The sequence below is a fragment of the Amycolatopsis anabasis genome, assembly GCF_009765355.1.
Lineage (GTDB): Bacteria > Actinomycetota > Actinomycetes > Mycobacteriales > Pseudonocardiaceae > Amycolatopsis > Amycolatopsis anabasis.
Genome location: NZ_VTHK01000002.1, coordinates 166,393 through 183,449 on the forward strand (window position 1 = coordinate 166,393; position 17,057 = coordinate 183,449).

General features: G+C 69.4%; 12 protein-coding genes. 7 read left to right on the plus strand and 5 right to left on the minus strand.

The features are described from left to right. Positions 1–11: 11 nt before the first annotated feature. A complete protein-coding gene (locus FXO23_RS02885) occupies positions 12–1,331 on the minus strand; it encodes an MFS transporter (RefSeq protein WP_246256851.1) in 1,320 nt (439 codons plus the stop codon). Between the two features lie 380 nt (positions 1,332–1,711). On the opposite strand from FXO23_RS02885, the gene FXO23_RS02890 reads away from it, so the two are divergent. After that, complete coding sequence (locus tag FXO23_RS02890) at positions 1,712–6,100, plus strand: S8 family serine peptidase (RefSeq protein ID WP_158880442.1); 4,389 nt, start codon at positions 1,712–1,714, stop codon at positions 6,098–6,100. A gap of 47 nt (positions 6,101–6,147) precedes the next feature. Here FXO23_RS02890 and FXO23_RS02895 read toward each other — a convergent pair whose 3' ends face one another. Beyond that, entirely contained in the window at positions 6,148–7,161 is a 1,014-nt protein-coding gene (locus tag FXO23_RS02895; protein ID WP_179956666.1) for a M14 family zinc carboxypeptidase, read from the minus strand. A 131-nt stretch (positions 7,162–7,292) separates the two neighbouring features. On the opposite strand from FXO23_RS02895, the gene FXO23_RS02900 reads away from it, so the two are divergent. Continuing rightward, positions 7,293–9,401, plus strand: coding sequence for a glycoside hydrolase family 2 protein (locus tag FXO23_RS02900; RefSeq protein ID WP_158880444.1), 2,109 nt, complete (start codon positions 7,293–7,295; stop codon positions 9,399–9,401). Here the strand turns inward: FXO23_RS02900 and FXO23_RS02905 are convergent. The 3 genes from FXO23_RS02905 to FXO23_RS02915 form a co-directional block, all read right to left on the minus strand. Further along, positions 9,388–9,882 (minus strand): DUF2165 domain-containing protein, encoded by a 495-nt coding sequence (locus FXO23_RS02905; protein ID WP_158880446.1) that lies wholly within the window; start codon positions 9,880–9,882, stop codon positions 9,388–9,390. The genes FXO23_RS02900 and FXO23_RS02905 overlap by 14 nt on opposite strands. Before the next feature lie 84 nt (positions 9,883–9,966). Further along, entirely contained in the window at positions 9,967–10,659 is a 693-nt protein-coding gene (locus tag FXO23_RS02910) for an HAD family hydrolase (protein WP_158880448.1), read from the minus strand. An 84-nt stretch (positions 10,660–10,743) separates the two neighbouring features. Further along, the gene (locus FXO23_RS02915) at positions 10,744–11,754 is read right to left on the minus strand and encodes a sugar-binding transcriptional regulator (protein ID WP_158880450.1); all 1,011 of its coding nucleotides are present in this window, start codon (positions 11,752–11,754) and stop codon (positions 10,744–10,746) included. Positions 11,755–11,882: 128 nt separating this feature from the next. Between FXO23_RS02915 and FXO23_RS02920 the strand changes: the two genes are divergently transcribed. The 5 genes from FXO23_RS02920 to FXO23_RS02940 are packed head-to-tail and all read left to right on the plus strand — an operon-like array spanning position 11,883 to position 17,037. Next, positions 11,883–12,878: a zinc-dependent alcohol dehydrogenase family protein gene (locus FXO23_RS02920; RefSeq protein WP_158880452.1), complete on the plus strand. Its 996-nt coding sequence runs from the start codon at positions 11,883–11,885 to the stop codon at positions 12,876–12,878. Continuing rightward, complete coding sequence (locus FXO23_RS02925) at positions 12,871–14,208, plus strand: ABC transporter substrate-binding protein (protein WP_158880454.1); 1,338 nt, start codon at positions 12,871–12,873, stop codon at positions 14,206–14,208. Before FXO23_RS02920 ends, FXO23_RS02925 begins: the two co-directional genes overlap by 8 nt. Beyond that, complete coding sequence (locus FXO23_RS02930; RefSeq protein WP_158880456.1) at positions 14,205–15,134, plus strand: carbohydrate ABC transporter permease; 930 nt, start codon at positions 14,205–14,207, stop codon at positions 15,132–15,134. The genes FXO23_RS02925 and FXO23_RS02930 overlap by 4 nt, the downstream gene beginning before the upstream one ends. Beyond that, complete coding sequence (locus FXO23_RS02935; RefSeq protein ID WP_158880458.1) at positions 15,131–15,955, plus strand: carbohydrate ABC transporter permease; 825 nt, start codon at positions 15,131–15,133, stop codon at positions 15,953–15,955. Before FXO23_RS02930 ends, FXO23_RS02935 begins: the two co-directional genes overlap by 4 nt. Before the next feature lie 11 nt (positions 15,956–15,966). After that, a complete protein-coding gene (locus tag FXO23_RS02940) occupies positions 15,967–17,037 on the plus strand; it encodes an ABC transporter ATP-binding protein (RefSeq protein ID WP_158880460.1) in 1,071 nt (356 codons plus the stop codon). Positions 17,038–17,057 lie beyond the last annotated feature (20 nt).

The window sequence follows — 17,057 nt, forward strand, 5'->3', positions numbered from 1 at the left end:
CAAGCGAGTGGTTACTCCAGGTCTTGTCCCTCGGTTTCCGGCAGCGCGGTGGCCAGCAGCACGGCCACCACCAGGAACGCGTTGATCAGCAGAATCGTGGTCGTGAACCCGGTCGCGCGGGCCAGCAGGAAGCCGACGGCGGACGGGGCCAGGGTGGTCGCCCCGAGCTGCGCCGTTGTCGCCCACGAGTAGCCGGTGCCCCGCAGGGCCGTGGGATAGAACTCCCCGTTCCAGGTGTTCCACACCCCCCAGGCGCCCAGGCTGAAGAACGCCAGCACGAAGTTTCCGATGTAGAGCGCGGTGAGCGAACTGGCCGTGGCGAAGTAGAAGCCGCCGAGCGCGGCCGCGAGCACGTAGGCCAGGAAGACCTTCTTGCGGCCGAACCGGCCGGTCAGATAGGACGCGCTGATATAGCCCGGGATCATCACCAGGGCGCTGATCGCCACGAACCCGAGGCTGGAGGACAGGCTCAATCCCTTGTCCTGCAACAGGGTCGGCAGCCAGGTCTGCAAACCCCAGTACCCCCAGTTGAAGACGAAGTTCACCAGCAGCATCGGGATGGTGATCTTGATCAGCTTCCGGCCGAGCAGGTCGAGCGGCCGCCCGGCCCGTGCGTGCGCGACCGCGAAGGTGACGTCGTCGCCGATCTCGGTGTTGCCCAGGCGCCGCAGCACGGCCCGCGCCTCGGCGTGCCGTCCTTGCTGCGCGAGCCAGTACGGCGATTCCGGCACCCAGAACCGGATGGCCAGCGCCCACAGCCCGGCGACCGCGCTCGCGACCACCACCGCGCGCCAGCCGATGTGCCCGAGGCTCACACTGGCCCCGACCGCGGCCAGCATGCCGATCGGCCAGCCGATGGACAGGTACACCGCCGCCCGGCCCCGCCAGCGGACCGGCAGCATCTCCAGGAAGTACGGGAACGTGATGGTGTAGACCCCGGCCATCGCGAGCCCGGAGGCGATCCGCAGCACCAGCAGCACCCAGTAGTTCGGCGCGAACGCCGAGACGAGTGCGAGCACCCCGTACGCGGCCAGGCTCCAGACGCAGGTGGGCCGCCGCCCGATCCGGTCGGCCACCGGTCCCCACACCAGGCAGCCCGGGATCATGCCGAACGCGACCGCGGACAGCAGGTAGCCGACCTGGGTTTCGTCGACCGAGAACGCGTTGCCGACGTCGGTGGAGATGTAGACGAGCGCGAGCTGTTCCCAGGACTCGATCACGAACGCGATGAACAGCGCGAACGCGATCAGCAGGTGACGCGGGGTGAAGGGCATCCGTTCGAACGCGGCGCCGATCGCCATCCGGGTCCCGACGGGCGGGGTACCGCTCACGCTTCATACCTCCCGAACGAGATTGCCCATTGCCCCGACGGGTGCGACACCCTAGACCCACCGCCGCCGGAACGCCCCGTGCGGGGCGCACGGGGAACATAGCGCGCACCGGGCGCCGCGCACTGCCCACTTGCGAAGGGTTTTCCGGCCGCTCGCACGCGCGGCAGGATACTCAACGCGGATAAGCGGAGCATAAATCGCGCCACACCGTGGAACGGCGGAAATCTCGCGCGAGATTCGCTCGTGGTCGCATTTCTTTCTTCGTCCGGGGTTTGCCCTGGTGGTGACCAAAGTCCCTACCGGCGCGGCGAGTCAACCGGCAATTTCCTTTGCGGAGTATTTACTCCTTTGTGATATTAGCCCGAAAGGAGTGCGGACGAATGATTCGTTTGCGGAAAACCCGCGCCCCGGCGATACGCGCCGTGGCCGGGCTGGCCGTCCTGCTGCTCGCGGCGGGACCCGCGGCGGCCGGGCCGAGGGAACCGGTCCGGCACGTGGCCAAAGTGGACGCTTCCGTGCTCGCGAGATCCGCGCCCGAGGCGCCTGCGACCTTCTTCGTGCTGCTCAAATCCCAGGCCGAGCTGGGCCGCGCTTCGACCTTGGCCGGGCACGCCGAGCGCACCAGATACGTCTACGAGGCGAAAAAGGCCGACGCCGACCGCAGCCAGGCCGGTCTGCGCGCGATGCTCGCCGAGCGGAAGGCCGAAGCGACCCCGTTCTGGATCGTCAACGCCCTCAAGGTCACCGGCGACAAGAAGCTCCTGCTCGACATCGCGAACCGGCCCGAGGTCGAGAAGATCGTGCCGGAGCCGACCTATCGGCTGGTGAAACCGGTGAACCAGCAACCGAAGGAACGCGCGAGCGAGATCGAATGGAACATCGATCGCATCCGGGCGCCGGAGGTGTGGAAGCGGTACGGCATTCGCGGTGAAGGCGTCGTCGTCGGCACCATCGACACCGGCGCGCAGTTCGACCACCCCGCGATCGCCCGCCAGTACCGCGGTGCGGCGGACGGGAAGGTGGACCACGCGTACCACTGGTTCGATCCGTCCAACGTGTGCGGGAACCCGTCCACGGCCCCGTGCGACAACATCGGCCACGGCACCCACGTGCTGGGCACGGTCCTCGGCGACGACGGGAAGGGCAACCAGACCGGCGTGGCGCCCGGTGCGAAATGGGTGGCCGCCAAGGGGTGCGAATCGGACTTCTGCTCGTCCTCGGCGCTGCTGTCGTCCGGGCAGTGGATGCTCGCGCCGACCGATCCGTCCGGGAACAACCCCCGGCCCGAACTCGCGCCGAACATCGTGAACAATTCGTGGACCGGTCCGGCCGCCGGTGACCCGTTCTTCCAGAAGATCGTGGACACCTGGAGCGCCGCCGGAATCCTGCCGGTGTTCGCCGCGGGCAACGACGGACCGTCCTGTCGCAGCACCCGCAGCCCCGGTGACCTGTCCAACGCCTATTCGGTGGGCGCGTTCGACCGGAACAACGCCATCGCCGCGTTCTCCGGCCGCGGGCCCGGCGGTTTCGGCGAGGAGATCAAACCCGACATCAGCGCGCCCGGCGCGCAGATCCGGTCCAGCGTGCCCGGCGGCGGTTACGCCGAATACAACGGCACGTCGATGGCGGCCCCGCACGTGGCCGGAACGGCCGCGCTGATCTGGTCGGCGGCGCCGGTGCTGCGCGGGCAACTCGGCATCAGCCGCGAGCTGGTCGACGGCGCGGCCGCTCCCACCGACGACCAGACGTGCGGCGGGACTTCGGCCGACAACAACGTCTGGGGCCGGGGACGGCTGGACGCGCTCAGCGCGCTGACCCAGGCGCCGCGCGGTCCGGTGGGCGCGCTCGACGGCGCCGTCCGCGAGGGCGCCACCCCGCTCGCCGACGCCACCATCCGGGTCGACGGCCCGCTCACCCGGACCGCGCGGACGAACGAGGAGGGCAAGTACTCGTTGCCGTTCCTGTCCGCCGGGCAGTACACGGTGACGGTCGCGCGCTACGGCTACCTCACCCAGACCGCCCAGGTCGTCATCACCGAGAACGTCACCGCGGTGCGGGACTTCTCGCTCGCGCTCGCGCCGAAGCACGCGATTTCCGGGCGTGTCACCGACGAAGCGGGACAACCGGTGCCGGGGACGACGGTGAGCCTGCCCGGCACTCCGGCGCCACGGGTCACCACGGACGCCCAGGGCGCCTACCGGCTCGCCGACATTCCCGAGGGCCGGTACGACCTGGAAGCCGATCGCGGGCGCTGCCTGCTGCCGCACCGGGTACCGGTCACAGTGGACGGTGACAAGACGGTCGATGTCGGGTTGTACGCCAAGACCGACAACTACGGGCACCGGTGCGCGACGGTTCCACCGTCCTGGCAGGAGGCGAACACGTTGCTGCCGCTGAACGGCGACGACGCGATGACCGAGATCAAGCTGCCGTTCCCGGTCAACCTCTACCAGCAGTCCTACCGGTCGGCCCGGGTGAGCACGAACGGATTCCTCAGCTTCACCGCGACCACCTCGTACAACCTCAACGCCGCACTGCCCGGTCCGGCCGAACCCAATACGCTCATCGCCCCCTTCTGGGACGATCTGGTCGTCGACGCCGAAGCCACCGTGCGCACCGAAACGGTCGGCGCCGCGCCGAACCGGCAGGTCGTCGTGGAATGGCGGAACGTGGCGTTCACCGGCAAACCGGCGAACCTCCGGGTGAGCTTCCAGGTGGTGCTGGCCGAGAACGGCCCGATCACCTTCCAGTACAAGGGAATCGGCGACGATCCGGGGCAGCGGGGCGGCTCCGCGACGGTCGGCGTCGAGGACGAGACCGGCACGCAGGCCGTGCAGTACGGCTACGAGTCGCCGGTGCTCGCCGACGACACCGCGGTGCTGCTCCGGGTGCCGGACACCGGGCTGACCCGGGGCACGGTCACCGACGCCAATGACGGCAAACCGGTCGCGAACGCCGACATCACGGTGAGCCAGGCGGGCGTGCCGGACCAGACCGTGCGTTCCGACGCCGACGGCGTCTACCAGGCCCGCGTCCGCGACGGCGAACTGCGCCTGCGGGTCGAGCGGCAGGATTACGTGACCTACGAATCGCAGATCCAGGCGGCGAGGGCGGACGAGGTCGTGGTGCACGACGTGGTGCTGCGCACCGCCCAGGTGACCGCGCGGCCCGGGACGCTCGAGGTCGTCGTGCCGCAGGGCGAGACCCGCGACCGCACGCTGACGCTGACCAACTCCGGTTCCGCGGAGGCGTCCTGGCAGATGCGCGAGGCCGGGGGCGGCGCGATCCAGCGGCCACCGCAGGCCGCGCGGCCCGGGCGGACCGCCGCGTTCGACGCCAATGCCCGGACCAGCAAGGGATTCGGGCCCGGGAGTTCCGGTCCGGCCCCGGCGTCCGCGCCGGGCCAGGTGCTCCGGTCCTGGCCGACCACCGGGCTGCAGCTCGGCTGGGGAGCCGGTGCCGCGGACGGTGGCGTCTGGGTGTCCGACGCCTCCATCGCACGGGTCAACGCGAAGTTCGCCGAGGACGGCGCCCGCGGACCCGTGTGGCCCGCGTCCTGGGCGGGCGACTGGGCCGCCGATATGGCCCGGGTGCCCGGCAAGGGGTTGGTCTGCCAGGTGAATGTCGGCGGGGACAACGGGATCCACTGCTGGGACCCGAACACCGGCGAGGTGAAGGAACGCATCGCGGGCGCCTTCGGCTGGACCGGCATTTCCCAGCGCGGTCTGGCGTACCGGCCGGACGACGATTCGTTCTACGTCGGCGGCTGGAACGAGGGCACCGTCTACCACGTCCGCGGCCTTTCCCATCCGGACCGGGGAACGGTGATCGGGCAGTGCAAGCCGTCCGATCCGAACATTTCCGGGCTCGCCTGGAACAGCGCGTTCGGCATGCTGTGGGCGGCCACGAACGGTCAGAACGACACCGTTTACGGGCTCAACCCGGACACGTGCCAGACCGTGAAGACGATCGCGCCCCCGGACGCCGTGCCGTATTCCGGGGCCGGGCTGGAAACCGATGTGGCGGGCAACCTGTGGGTCGTTTCGCAGGGCAACCCGTCCACCATGTATCTGCTGGACAGCGGGGTGCCGGACTTCTCCGAGGTGCCCTGGCTCCGGACGACGCCCGAAATCGGCAAGCTGGCGCCGGGCGAATCGGGACGGCTCACCGTCACCGTCGACGCGACGAACCTGCGTCCCGGTGTCTACGGGGCCACCTCGATCGTGCTGAGCAACAGCGGCCGCGGCCCGGTGCTCGCGGTGCCGATCCGGGTGATCGTGCCGGGGTACCAGGCGGGCTTCCAGGCCGGGGCCGGTCCGCACACCGATGCCCTGGGCGACACCTGGGCGGCCGACCGGCCGTTCCTCGCGGGCGGATCCGGGTATCTGGACAACAACCTGTCCAAGGTGGTGCGCGCCCGGGAGCCGATCCGCGGCACCGACGAACCGGAGCTGTACCGGACCCAGCGCGAGGGCGCGTACGAGTACCGGTTCGACAACGTGCCGAACGGGGTCTACGCGGTGGAGCTGAAGTTCGCCGAACTGAAACGGATCATGCCGAACACCCGGTTGTTCGACGTGATCTGCGAGGACCAGCTGTTCCTGCCGGCACTTGACGTCGCCAACACGGCCGGTGTGTTCACCGCGCTGGATCGGACGATCTACGTCAAGGTCACCGACGGGCAGCTGAACGTCCGCCTGATCAGCCGCAAGGGCGAGCCGATCGTCAACTCGATCCGGGTCACCGAGCGGCCGGATCGCGTGGGCTGACCGATCGAGTGGTGGTGGCGATCGCACGGGATCGCCACCACCACTTGTCAATCGACCGTCGCCGAGGTCTGGACCGGTTCGATCGGCTTGCCGCGCGGCGGGATCTTGTCCGCCCAGGCCGGATCGATCTTCCGCAGCGAACCGTCCGCCGCGCTCCGCGCCACCGCGAGCATCGAGCTGAGCGCGGACCGGATCTGCGACTGTTCGTGCGGCGCGCCCATGTCGCTGAGTTCGATCAGCACGCTCCCGCTGCCCCGCAGCCCGTAGCCGTTGCGCGCGATGCCCTCGTAGTCACCGCCGGGGTACTGGGAGATGTTCCCGCCGCTCGCGGTCATCGAGGACTGCGCGACCACCGCGATCTGCTTGGCGAACGCCACGTTCTCCGGTTTCACGCCCGCGTTCGTCGGCCACATCAGCGAACCGGTGATCTCCTTGCCGTCGGCGTCGGCGTACCGGCCCTGCATGTGGTAGTCGATCACGATCTCGGGTTTGACGGCCGCGTAGTGCCGTTGGATGAGCCCGGCCTCGGTGGCCGGGTTGTCCTCCGGCGCGAGCGACGGGTTGTGGTAGCGGTTGATGTCGTAGCCCTTGCCGCGTTCCCCGAACTCGGGATCGGCGTCCGGGGCGTAGTTGTACCGCCAGTTGTGTTCGAATCCGTCCGGGTTGGCGCGCACCACGATGTCCACGGTGATCCGGGAACGCAGCCAGCGCGCCCAGTCGCTCCGGCCGGTGCCGGTTTCGCGCAGGAATTCCAGTGCCGCCGGGGTGCCGAGCGGTTCGTCGCCGTGCTGCTGGGTCACGTAGAGGATGCGCAGCGTTCCGTGGCCGACCCGTGCGCTCCACACCGGACGGCCCTGGTTGGAGCGGCCGATTTCGGCCACCCGGATCTCCCCGTGGCTGCGCGCCCGCAGTTTCTGCAGTTCCCGAGCCAGTTTCGCGGTGCTCGGGCGCGGGTCGACAGCCCGTTCCGGGGCGGCCTGGGCGGGGGAGACGAGCCCGAGGGCCACCGTGGTGAGCACGAATGCCGAGAGGATGCCGGTCAATCGCGCCTTTCGTTTCATAGGGCGGAGTCTTGTCATGGCGCGCAGTCTGCTCGTCGCGGGCCGCGTCCTACAAGAGCTTGAGTCGATCTTGAAGACCCGGATACCCTGCCGGAGCTGTTCAGTCCTGAAAACAGTGTTCATGTATGTGAATGCGAGGTACTGAGGTGCTCAGCTTTCGCCGCTTCGGCCGGTTGTGCGCGGCCGCGCTCCTGGCCGTCTCCGGATTCGCCGCGGTGCCCGCCGCGGCGAGCTACGCGGCGCCCGCGGTGCGCGAGCAGGCGGATCTCGGCGGCGGCTGGCGGTTCGTCCGCGCCGACGTGCCGAACGCGCAGGCGAAGGACTTCGACGACACGGCGTGGTCGGTGGTCACCGTGCCGCACACCTGGAACGCCGCGGACGGGCAGGACGGCGGCGGCGACTACTACCGCGGCACGGGCTGGTACCGGCGCCACTACACGCCGCCGCCGGAGTTCGTGGACAAAAGGCTGTGGCTGCAGTTCGACGGCGTGAACACGACCGCCGACGTCTGGGTCAACGGCGTCCATTTAGGACAGCATCGGGGCGGCTACGCGACCTTCCGGTTCGACGCCACCGGAACGCTCGTTCCCGGCCGGGACAACGTCATCGCGGTCAAGGTGAGCAACGCCCCCGATCCGGCCATCGCGCCGCTGAGCGCGGACTACACGTTCTTCGGCGGGATCTACCGGAACGTCTCGCTGCAGGCCACCGATCCGCTTTCGGTCCGCATGCTCGACTACGGCGGCCCGGGCGTGTACCTGCGGCAGCGTTCCGTGGACGCCGCTTCGGCGACGGTCGACGTCACCACCAGGACCTGGAACAACAGCGGCCGGACCCGGCGGGTCCAGGTGCGCGCGGTGATCGCCGACGCGACCGGGCACGTCGTCGCCCGGAACGCCACGGCGGTGGCCGAAGTCGCCGCGGCCACCGGGTTCGACGCGCGGCAGAGCGTGGTGATCCCGGAACCGCACCGCTGGCAGGGCACCGCCGACCCGTACCGGTACCGGGCCACGGTGGAGGTGCTCGACGCGGACGGCGGCCGCGTCACCGACGCGGTGACCCAGCAACTGGGCCTGCGTTCGTACCGCGTGGACCCGGTCTCCGGGTTCTTCCTCAACGGGCAGCACGTCGCGTTGCACGGGGTCAACGCGCACCAGGACCGGCTGGACAAGGGCTGGGCGGTCGGCGCGGGCGACCACGTCCGGGACTTCGATCTGATGGACGAGATGGGCGTCAACGCGCTGCGGACCGCGCACTACCAGCAGGCGCAACAGGTCTACGACCTCGCCGACCAGCGCGGCTACCTGGTCTGGGCCGAGGTGCCGATGGTCGACAAGATCACCGACAGCGACGCGTTCCGGGCCAACATCCGGCAGCAGCTGTACGAGCTGATCCGGCAGAACTACAACCACCCGTCGATCGTGTTCTGGGGCATCGGCAACGAGCAGCGGACCAACGACACCGCGACGAACGCGATCCTGGACTCCCTCGCGGGCCTCGTGCGGAGCGAGGACCCCGGCCGCCTGTCCACCTACGCCACCAACCAGGGCGACACCGACGCGCTGGCGAACCACACCGACGTCATCGGCTACAACCGGTACTACGGCTGGTACAGCGGTTCGGCGACGGGCCTCGGGCCGTGGGCGGATCGCCTGCACGCCGCCGATCCCGGGCGGGAGATCGGGATCAGCGAGTACGGCGCCGGGGCGAGCGTCCACCAGCACGAGGAGAATCCCCAGCGGCCGGCCCCCGCCGGTCCCTGGCATCCGGAGGAGTACCAGAGCCTGCTCCACGAGGCGTCGTGGCAGCAGATCGCGGCGCGCCGGTACCTGTGGGGCACGTTCGTGTGGAACATGTTCGACTTCGCGGTGGACAGCCGGGCCGAGGGCGACACCCCGGGCCGCAACGACAAGGGCCTGGTCACCTACGACCGGGCGACCAGGAAGGACGCCTTCTACTGGTACCGGGCGAACTGGACCGCGGAGCCCTTCGTGCACCTCACCAGCGCGCGGTGGACGCAGCGGACCGCGGCCACCACCACGGTCAAGGTTTACGGGACCGTCGATTCGGCGTCCCTGACCGTCAACGGCGTGCCGGTGGGCCCCGCGAAAACGCCCGCCGCGCACATCTACACCTGGCCGGTGACCCTGTCGCCGGGCGCCAACCACGTGGTGGTGACCGGTGTCCGCGCCGGGAAGTCCTATTCGGACTCCGCGACCTGGGTGCTCAAGACGCCTTAGCCGGGCGCAGCTGGGCGAGCACGAGACCGACCGCGGCGAGGAGGAAGTTCTGCAGGGCCGGTTGCAGGCCGTTCCATTCCTGCGACTGCCACATCGCGAACCATTCGCCACCGATCACCAGGAAGCCGAGGCCGAACAGCAGGGCCATCATCAGCCAGCCCAGGGTGGACAGCTGCCGCGCCCGGGGCCGCCCGCCCAGCCAGGCACCGACCGCGGCGAAAAGGACGAGCGCGGTGAGCACCTCCCAGGCGATGATCGCGATGTACGCGGCATCGGCCAGGCCGGGGCTGGTGATCGCCCGCCACATCAGGTTCGGCGACCGGAACGTGGTGTCCATGGCCAGCACGTGGTGGACGAACGCCTGGTTGGTACCGAAATCGGTGAGGTTGTTGAACGCGATGAGTCCGAGGTGGAGTGCGCTCACCGCGGTCAGCACCGCGACCACGACCCCGAGGCCCCCGATCCGGGCGAGCAAACGCATACCGGGCACCTTACTAGTCGTGAGTGGTTCGGCCGGTCAGAACCGGTCTGGCCGCTTACGACCCCCCAAACCCGGCTCCCTCACTCAGAAGTGCGCCACCAGCTCGCTGAACGCGCCCAACCGCAGCACGCCGCCGTCCTCGGGATCCAGGGCGGTGTGCTCGAGCGCCCAGGTGTGCTCGTTCGGGATGTACACAGCGTTCAGCCCCGCTTCCCGCGCGGGCACGATGTCCGACTTCGGCGAGTTGCCGATCATCCAGGTGGTCGTCGGCACCAGGCCGAGTTCGCGCACGAGGTTCCGGTAGGTCCCGGGATCCTTCTCCGGCACGATGTGGACACTGCGGAAGTGGTCCACCAGTCCCGAGGCGTCGACCTTGGGCTGCTGGTGCTCCGGCGCGCCCTTGGTGAGCATCAGCAGCTCGTGCCGGGTGCCGAGTTCGGCGAGCGTTTCGGCGACCCCGGCGATCAGGTCCACCCGCTCCTCGTACAGCGCCGCGGCCAGCTCGGCGATCTCCGCGCGTTCCCGCCCGGTCACCGGTCGCTCGCGCAGCCGCTCGAGGCAGTCGCCGAGGCTGTGCACGAACATCGGCACCCCGTAGCCGTGCGTGGCGATGTTGCCCGCCTGGATCTCGGCGAAGAGCGCGCGGATCTCCGCGGCCTGGAGCGTCGGATGCGCCACCCAGGCGAGGAAGTCGTCGAGGACCCGCTCGAACCGGACGTTGTTCTCCCAGAGCGTGTCGTCGGCGTCGAAGATGAGCACCTGCCCGCGCTGCCGCACCCGCCTGCCTCCCGTGTGTGCCGAAGGGACGTTCGCGAGCCGAGCGTAGCCCGGTGATCCAGATGCCGGGACCGAATTTCCGCGTCAGGCGGTGTCCGCCCGCCTGGCCGTGCGGGGTTTCGGGGGCCGTCGCTCGGCGAATTCCAGGGTCAGGCGGGCGGTGTCCTCGTCGGTGATCAGCGTGGTCACCAGGCCCGAGCGCAGGACCGCGTCGATGGCTTCGGCCTTCGGGGTGGTGTAGCCGAGCGCGATCACCTCCGGCACCCGGCGCAGTTCCTCGTGGTTGATCGCCAGGACGTGGTGGGCCAGCCCGGTGGACAGCGCGTTCCCGTCCGCGTCGAACAGGCGGGCGGCGACCTCGGCCTTGGCGCCGCGCTTCCCGATCGCCTCCCGTTCGGCGGGGCTGAGCGCGTCGTACACGGTCGACTCGTTCTCCCGCCAGGCGCCGATGCTGACCACGGCCTTGGTGAGGTTGCGGAACTGCCCGAACGTCTCGGCGATACCGGGCTGCCGCCGCAGCGTCTCGGTGGTGCGCCGATCGGGCAGGACGAGCGGGCCGAAGATCGGGTACGTCTCGCCGCCGGAGACCGCGGCCAGCCTGCTGACCGTCTCCACCGACCGGTCGCGCATGTCCATCCCGGCCTGCACCCCGCACAGCTGCACGATCGGGCACCGCGGCAGCGTGCGGATCTCCTCGGTCATCACGTTCACCGACCGCGCCCAGGACAGCCCGATCACGTCGTCCCGGGTGACGATCTCGGTGAGCAGCCGCGCGGCGAGCGCGCCGATGCGGCGGCGCATCTGCGGGCGGGTCTCCTTGCTCTCCGCTCGTTCGAGCACCAGAGCCCGGTCCAGCCGGTAGGCGGAACGCACCTCGTCGCACAGCCCCGGCTCGACCGGAGCGGGCACGTCGAACTCGACCCGAACCAGTCCGCTTTCCCTTGCCGCGTCGAGAATCCGGGCGACCTTGAAGCGGCTAATCCGGAACTCCTCGGCGATCTCCAGCTTGGACTGGCCGAGCACGTAGAACCGGCGCGCGATCGCGGCCGCGCGAACGGATTCGCTGAGGTCGAGGCGTCGACGTTGAGCGCTCATCTGAGCAGTATAGCGCGAAATCTGACCGAAAGGTTGACGTAACACCAACATGACACCTTCAATGCCTGCACATGCACTGAAGGACATTTTTGGCTAAATGCTCAGATGAGCATCGAGAGGTGGGTGGCATGCGCGCTGCGATCATCGACGAACCGGGTGCGATCAGGGTCGGTGACGCACCCGATCCGAAGCCGGGTGAGCGCCAGGTGGTGGTCAAGGTCGGCGCCTGCGGGATCTGCGGCACCGATCTGCACATCGCCGACGGCCACTTCCCGCCCACCCCGTACCCGATCGTGCCCGGGCACGAGTTCGCCGGGGAGATCGTCGAGATCGGCGCGGACGTGCCGGGTGACTGGCGGGTCGGCGACCGGGTCGCGGTCGATCCGTCCCTGTTCTGCGGCTACTGCACACCCTGCCGGTCCGGCCACGGCAACCTCTGCGCGAACTGGGGCGCGACCGGGGACACCGTCAACGGTGCGTTCGCCGAGTACGTGGCCGTTCCGGCGGCCAACTGCTACCGCATGCCCGACGAGATGACCTGGCAGCAGGGCGCCCTGGTCGAACCGGTGTCCTGCGCGGTGCACGGCGTGCGCCGGGTCGGGGTGGAGGCGGGGGAGCGGTTCCTCGTGGTCGGCGCGGGGACCATGGGCCTGCTCATGCAGCAGCTGCTGCAACGGGCCGGGGCGCGGGTCGCCGTGGTCGACCGCAACACCGCCCGCCTGGCCCGGGCCACCGAACTGGGCGCGGACGCCGTCGCGGGCGACGTCGCCGAACTCGACGGGCCGCCCTTCGACGCCGCCGCCGACTGCACCGGCGCGGCGCCGGCCATCGAGGCCGCCTTCGATTCGCTGCGCCGCGGCGGGCGGCTGCTGATCTTCGGCGTGGCGCCGGCCGAGGCCCGGGTCAGCCTCTCGCCCTTCCGCATCTACAACGACGAGATCACCGTGGTCGGCTCGATGGCCGTGCTGAACAGCTTCGGCGTCGCGCTCGACCTGGTCGCCTCCGGCGCCGTCGACACCGCGGCGCTGCTGACCGACACGCTCCCGCTGGAACGCTACCCCGACGCGCTGGCGCTCATGCGCAGCGGCGCCGGGCTGAAGGTGCAGGTGATGCCCGATGCGTAGGCTGCCCCCGCTCCTGCTGGCCGCCCTGCTCGCGCTCACCGGCTGCGCCGGCGCCGGGGCGCTGGGCGCGAGCGGGCAGACCCTGGTCATCGCGATCGTGGCGAACCCGCAGATGAACGACGCGATCGAACTGTCCGATCAGTTCGAACAGGCGAACCCCGGGACGAAGCTGAAGTTCGTCCGGCTGCCAGAGAACCAGGCGCGGGCGAAGATCACCGCGTCGACCGCCACCGAGGGCGGCGAGTTCGACGTCGTGATGATCAGCAACTACGAGACGCCGCAATGGGCCGCGAACGGCTGGCTGGAGAACCTCCAGTCCTATGTGGACTCATCGCCGGACTACGACGGCGCCGACTTCATCCCGAGCATCCGCGATTCGCTGTCCTACCAGGGCTCGATGTACGCGGTGCCGTTCTACGGCGAATCCTCGTTCCTGGCCTACCGCAAGGATCTGTTCGACCGGGCCGGGCTGACCATGCCGCCGAACCCGACCTGGCCGCAGATCGCCGAATTCGCCGCGAAACTGGACGACAAGGCGTCCGGCACCGCCGGGATCTGCCTGCGCGGCAAACCGGGCTGGGGCGAGAGCCTGGCCCCGCTGACCACCGTGGTGAACACGTTCGGCGGTCAGTGGTTCGACCAGGACTGGAACGCCCAGCTGACCTCACCGCGGTTCCGCGCGGCCGCGAAGTTCTACGTCGACCTGGTGCGCGAGCACGGCGAGGTGGGCGCCTCCAGCGCCGGGTTCTCCGAATGCGGCACGCGCTACGCCCAGGGGCAGGCGGCCATGTGGTACGACGCGACGGTCATGGCCGGGACCAACGAAGACCCGTCCAGCAGCAAGGTCGTCGGGAAGTCCGGCTATGTCGCCGCGCCGGTCGAGCGGACCGCGAGCAGCGGCTGGCTCTACACCTGGGCGCTCGCGATGCCCAAGGTCGCCGAGCACAAGCAAGCGGCCTGGAACTTCATGCGCTGGATGACCGACAAGCGGTTCGTCCAGACGGTCGGCACGCACTTCGGCTGGAACCGCGTGCCGCCGGGCTGCCGGACCTCGACCTACGCGATCCCCGAATACCAGCAGGCCGCCCATGCCTACGCGCGGCCGACCCTGGACGGGATCAGCAAGGCCGATCAGCGCAACACCATGGCGAAACCGGTGCCGTATCCGGGTATCCAGTTCGTCGGCATTCCCGAGTTCCAGGACCTGGGCACCCGGGTGAGCCAGCAGATCTCCGCCGCGATCGCCGGGCAGACCACCGTCGACGAGGCGCTCGAGCAGTCCCAGGAGTACGCGCAGACCGTCGGCAAATCCTATCGGGAGACCCGATGACGTCCACACTTTCAGCGCCGAAAGTGGCGGCACTTTCGGAGACCGCCAAGGCGAAATCCACGGGGAGTGCGTGGAAGCGGCGGGCGCCGCTGTTGCCCGCGCTGATCTTCACCATCGCGGTGACCCAGATTCCCTTCCTGCTCACCGTGTTCTATTCGCTGCAATCCTGGAACCTGGTGCGCCCCGGTTCACGGCACTTCGTCGGATTGCGGAACTACGTCGACGTGTTCGCCGACAGCCAGTTCCGCGGCGCGATGCTCAACACGGTCGTGCTCACCGTGGTCTGCGTGCTGATCTCCATGCTGCTCGGCCTCGGGCTCGCCCTGCTGCTCGACCGCAAGTTCCTCGGCCGGGGCGTGGTGCGCACGCTGCTCATCACCCCGTTCCTGATCCTGCCCGCGGCCGGGGCGCTGCTGTGGAAGACCACCATGTTCGATCCCACCTACGGGCTGCTGAACGTCGTGTTCGGCGGGAACACCGACTGGCTCTCGGAGTTCCCGCTGGCCTCGGTGATGGCGCAGATCGTGTGGCAGTGGACGCCGTTCATGATGCTGCTGATCCTCGCCGGGCTGCAGGCGCAGTCCACGGAGGTGCTGGAGGCCGCGCAGGTCGACGGCGCCGGGCGGTGGCGCACGTTCGCGTCGATCACGCTGCCGCAGCTGAGCCGCTACCTGCAGCTCGCGGTGCTGCTCGGCGCGATCTACATCGTGAACTCGTTCGACGCGATCTTCCTGATGACCCAGGGCGGTCCCGGCACGGCAAGCACCAACCTGCCCTACTACATCTACCAGCGGGCGTTCGAGGGCTTCGACGTCGGCCAGTCCTCGGCCATGGGCGTCATCGTGGTCGCGCTGACCCTGATCGTGGCGACCTTCGCGCTGCGCCTGATGTTCCGCACCTTCGACGTGAGCGGGGGCGGGAAATGACCGCGACGACCCGGCGGCTCGGCCCGCGCGCGCTCACCACGGCCACCTGGCTGATCGCGCTGGTGTTCGTCTTCCCGCTGATCTGGATGGTGCTGACCTCGTTCAAGCAGGAGGCCGACGCCTACACCGATCCGCCCCGGCTGCTGTTCACCCCGACCCTGGACCAGTTCGCGGAGATCGTGAACCGCGGTTTCCTGCCGTATCTGGGAAACTCCGCGTTCGTCACGGTGATCTCCACGCTCGCCGTGCTGCTGCTCGCCGTTCCCGCGGCCTACGCGCTCTCGCTGGCCCCGGTGCGCGGGACGAGCAACGCGCTCGGTTTCTTCCTGTCCACCAAGATGTTGCCGATCGTCGCCGCGATCATCCCGCTGTACGTGATCTCGCAGAACCTCAAACTGCTGGACAACGTGTGGGCCCTGGTCATCCTCTACACCGCGATGAACCTGCCGCTCGCCGTCTGGATGATGCGCTCGTTCTTCCTCGAGGTGCCGAAGGAGATGATCGAAGCGGCCAAAGTGGACGGTGCGCCGCTGCCCACCTTGCTGTACAAGGTGATCGGTCCGGTCGCCGCGCCCGGGATCGCGGCGACCGCGCTGATCTGCGTGATCTTCTCGTGGACCGAGTTCTTCTACGCGGTCAACCTCACCGCGGCGCAGGCCGGGACCGTCCCGGTGTTCCTGGTCGGCTTCATCACCAGCGAGGGCCTGTACTGGGCGCAGCTGTCCGCCGCGGCGCTGCTCGCCTCGCTGCCGGTGATGATCGTCGGCTGGATCGCCCAGAACCACCTCGTCCGCGGGCTCTCCATGGGCGCGGTCAAGTAAAGGAGACAACGATGGCGGAAGTGGCCTACGCGGAGGCATCGCGGGTCTACGGCGGAACGCCGCCGGTCCGGGCCGTCGACCGGCTCGGGCTGACCGTGGCCGACGGCGAGTTCCTGGTCCTGGTCGGCCCGTCGGGTTCGGGCAAGTCGACCGCGCTGCGGATGGTCGCCGGGCTGGAGGACGTGGACGAGGGCGAGATCCGGATCGGGGACCGCACGGTGACCGACCTGCCGCCGAAGGACCGCGACATCGCCATGGTGTTCCAGTCCTACGCGCTGTACCCGCACATGACCGTCGCGGAGAACATGGGTTTCGCGCTGAAACTGCGGGGCGCGTCCAAGGAACAGGTGCGCGACAAGGTGACCGAGGCCGCCGCGCTGCTCGAGCTCACCAAGTACCTGGACCGCAAACCGAAGGCGTTGTCCGGCGGGCAGCGGCAACGGGTGGCGATGGGCCGTGCGATCGTCCGCGAGCCGAGCGTCTTCCTGATGGACGAACCACTGTCCAATCTGGACGCCAAGCTGCGGGTGGAGACCCGGGCGAACATCGCCGCGCTGCAGCGGCGGCTGGGCACCACCACGATCTACGTCACGCACGACCAGGTCGAGGCGATGACCATGGGCGACCGGGTCGCGGTGCTCTCCGACGGCGTGCTGCAGCAGTGCGACTCCCCGCGAGAGCTGTACGAGCGGCCCGCGAACGCGTTCGTGGCCGGGTTCATCGGGTCCCCGGCGATGAACCTGCTCACCCGGCCGCTGACCGAGTCGGGCGTCGAGCTGGGCGGGCTGACCATCGCCGTGCCGCGGATCGACGGGATCAGCGAGGTGATCTTCGGGGTGCGCCCGGAATCGCTGCGGCTGGCCGGGACGGGCGAACCGGGCTTCGACCTGACCGTGGAACTCACCGAGGAACTCGGCGCGGACGCCTACGTGCACGGTGTGGTGCCTTCGGGGGAACGGCTCGTGGTCCGGGTGGACGGGCGCACCCCGCCGCGGCTCGGCGAGCGCGTCCGGGTGGCCCTGCGGGACGCGCACGAGGTGCACGTGTTCCACCCGGAAACCCAGGTGCGGCTTTCCGCCTGAACCTGGACCCGGGCCCGAGT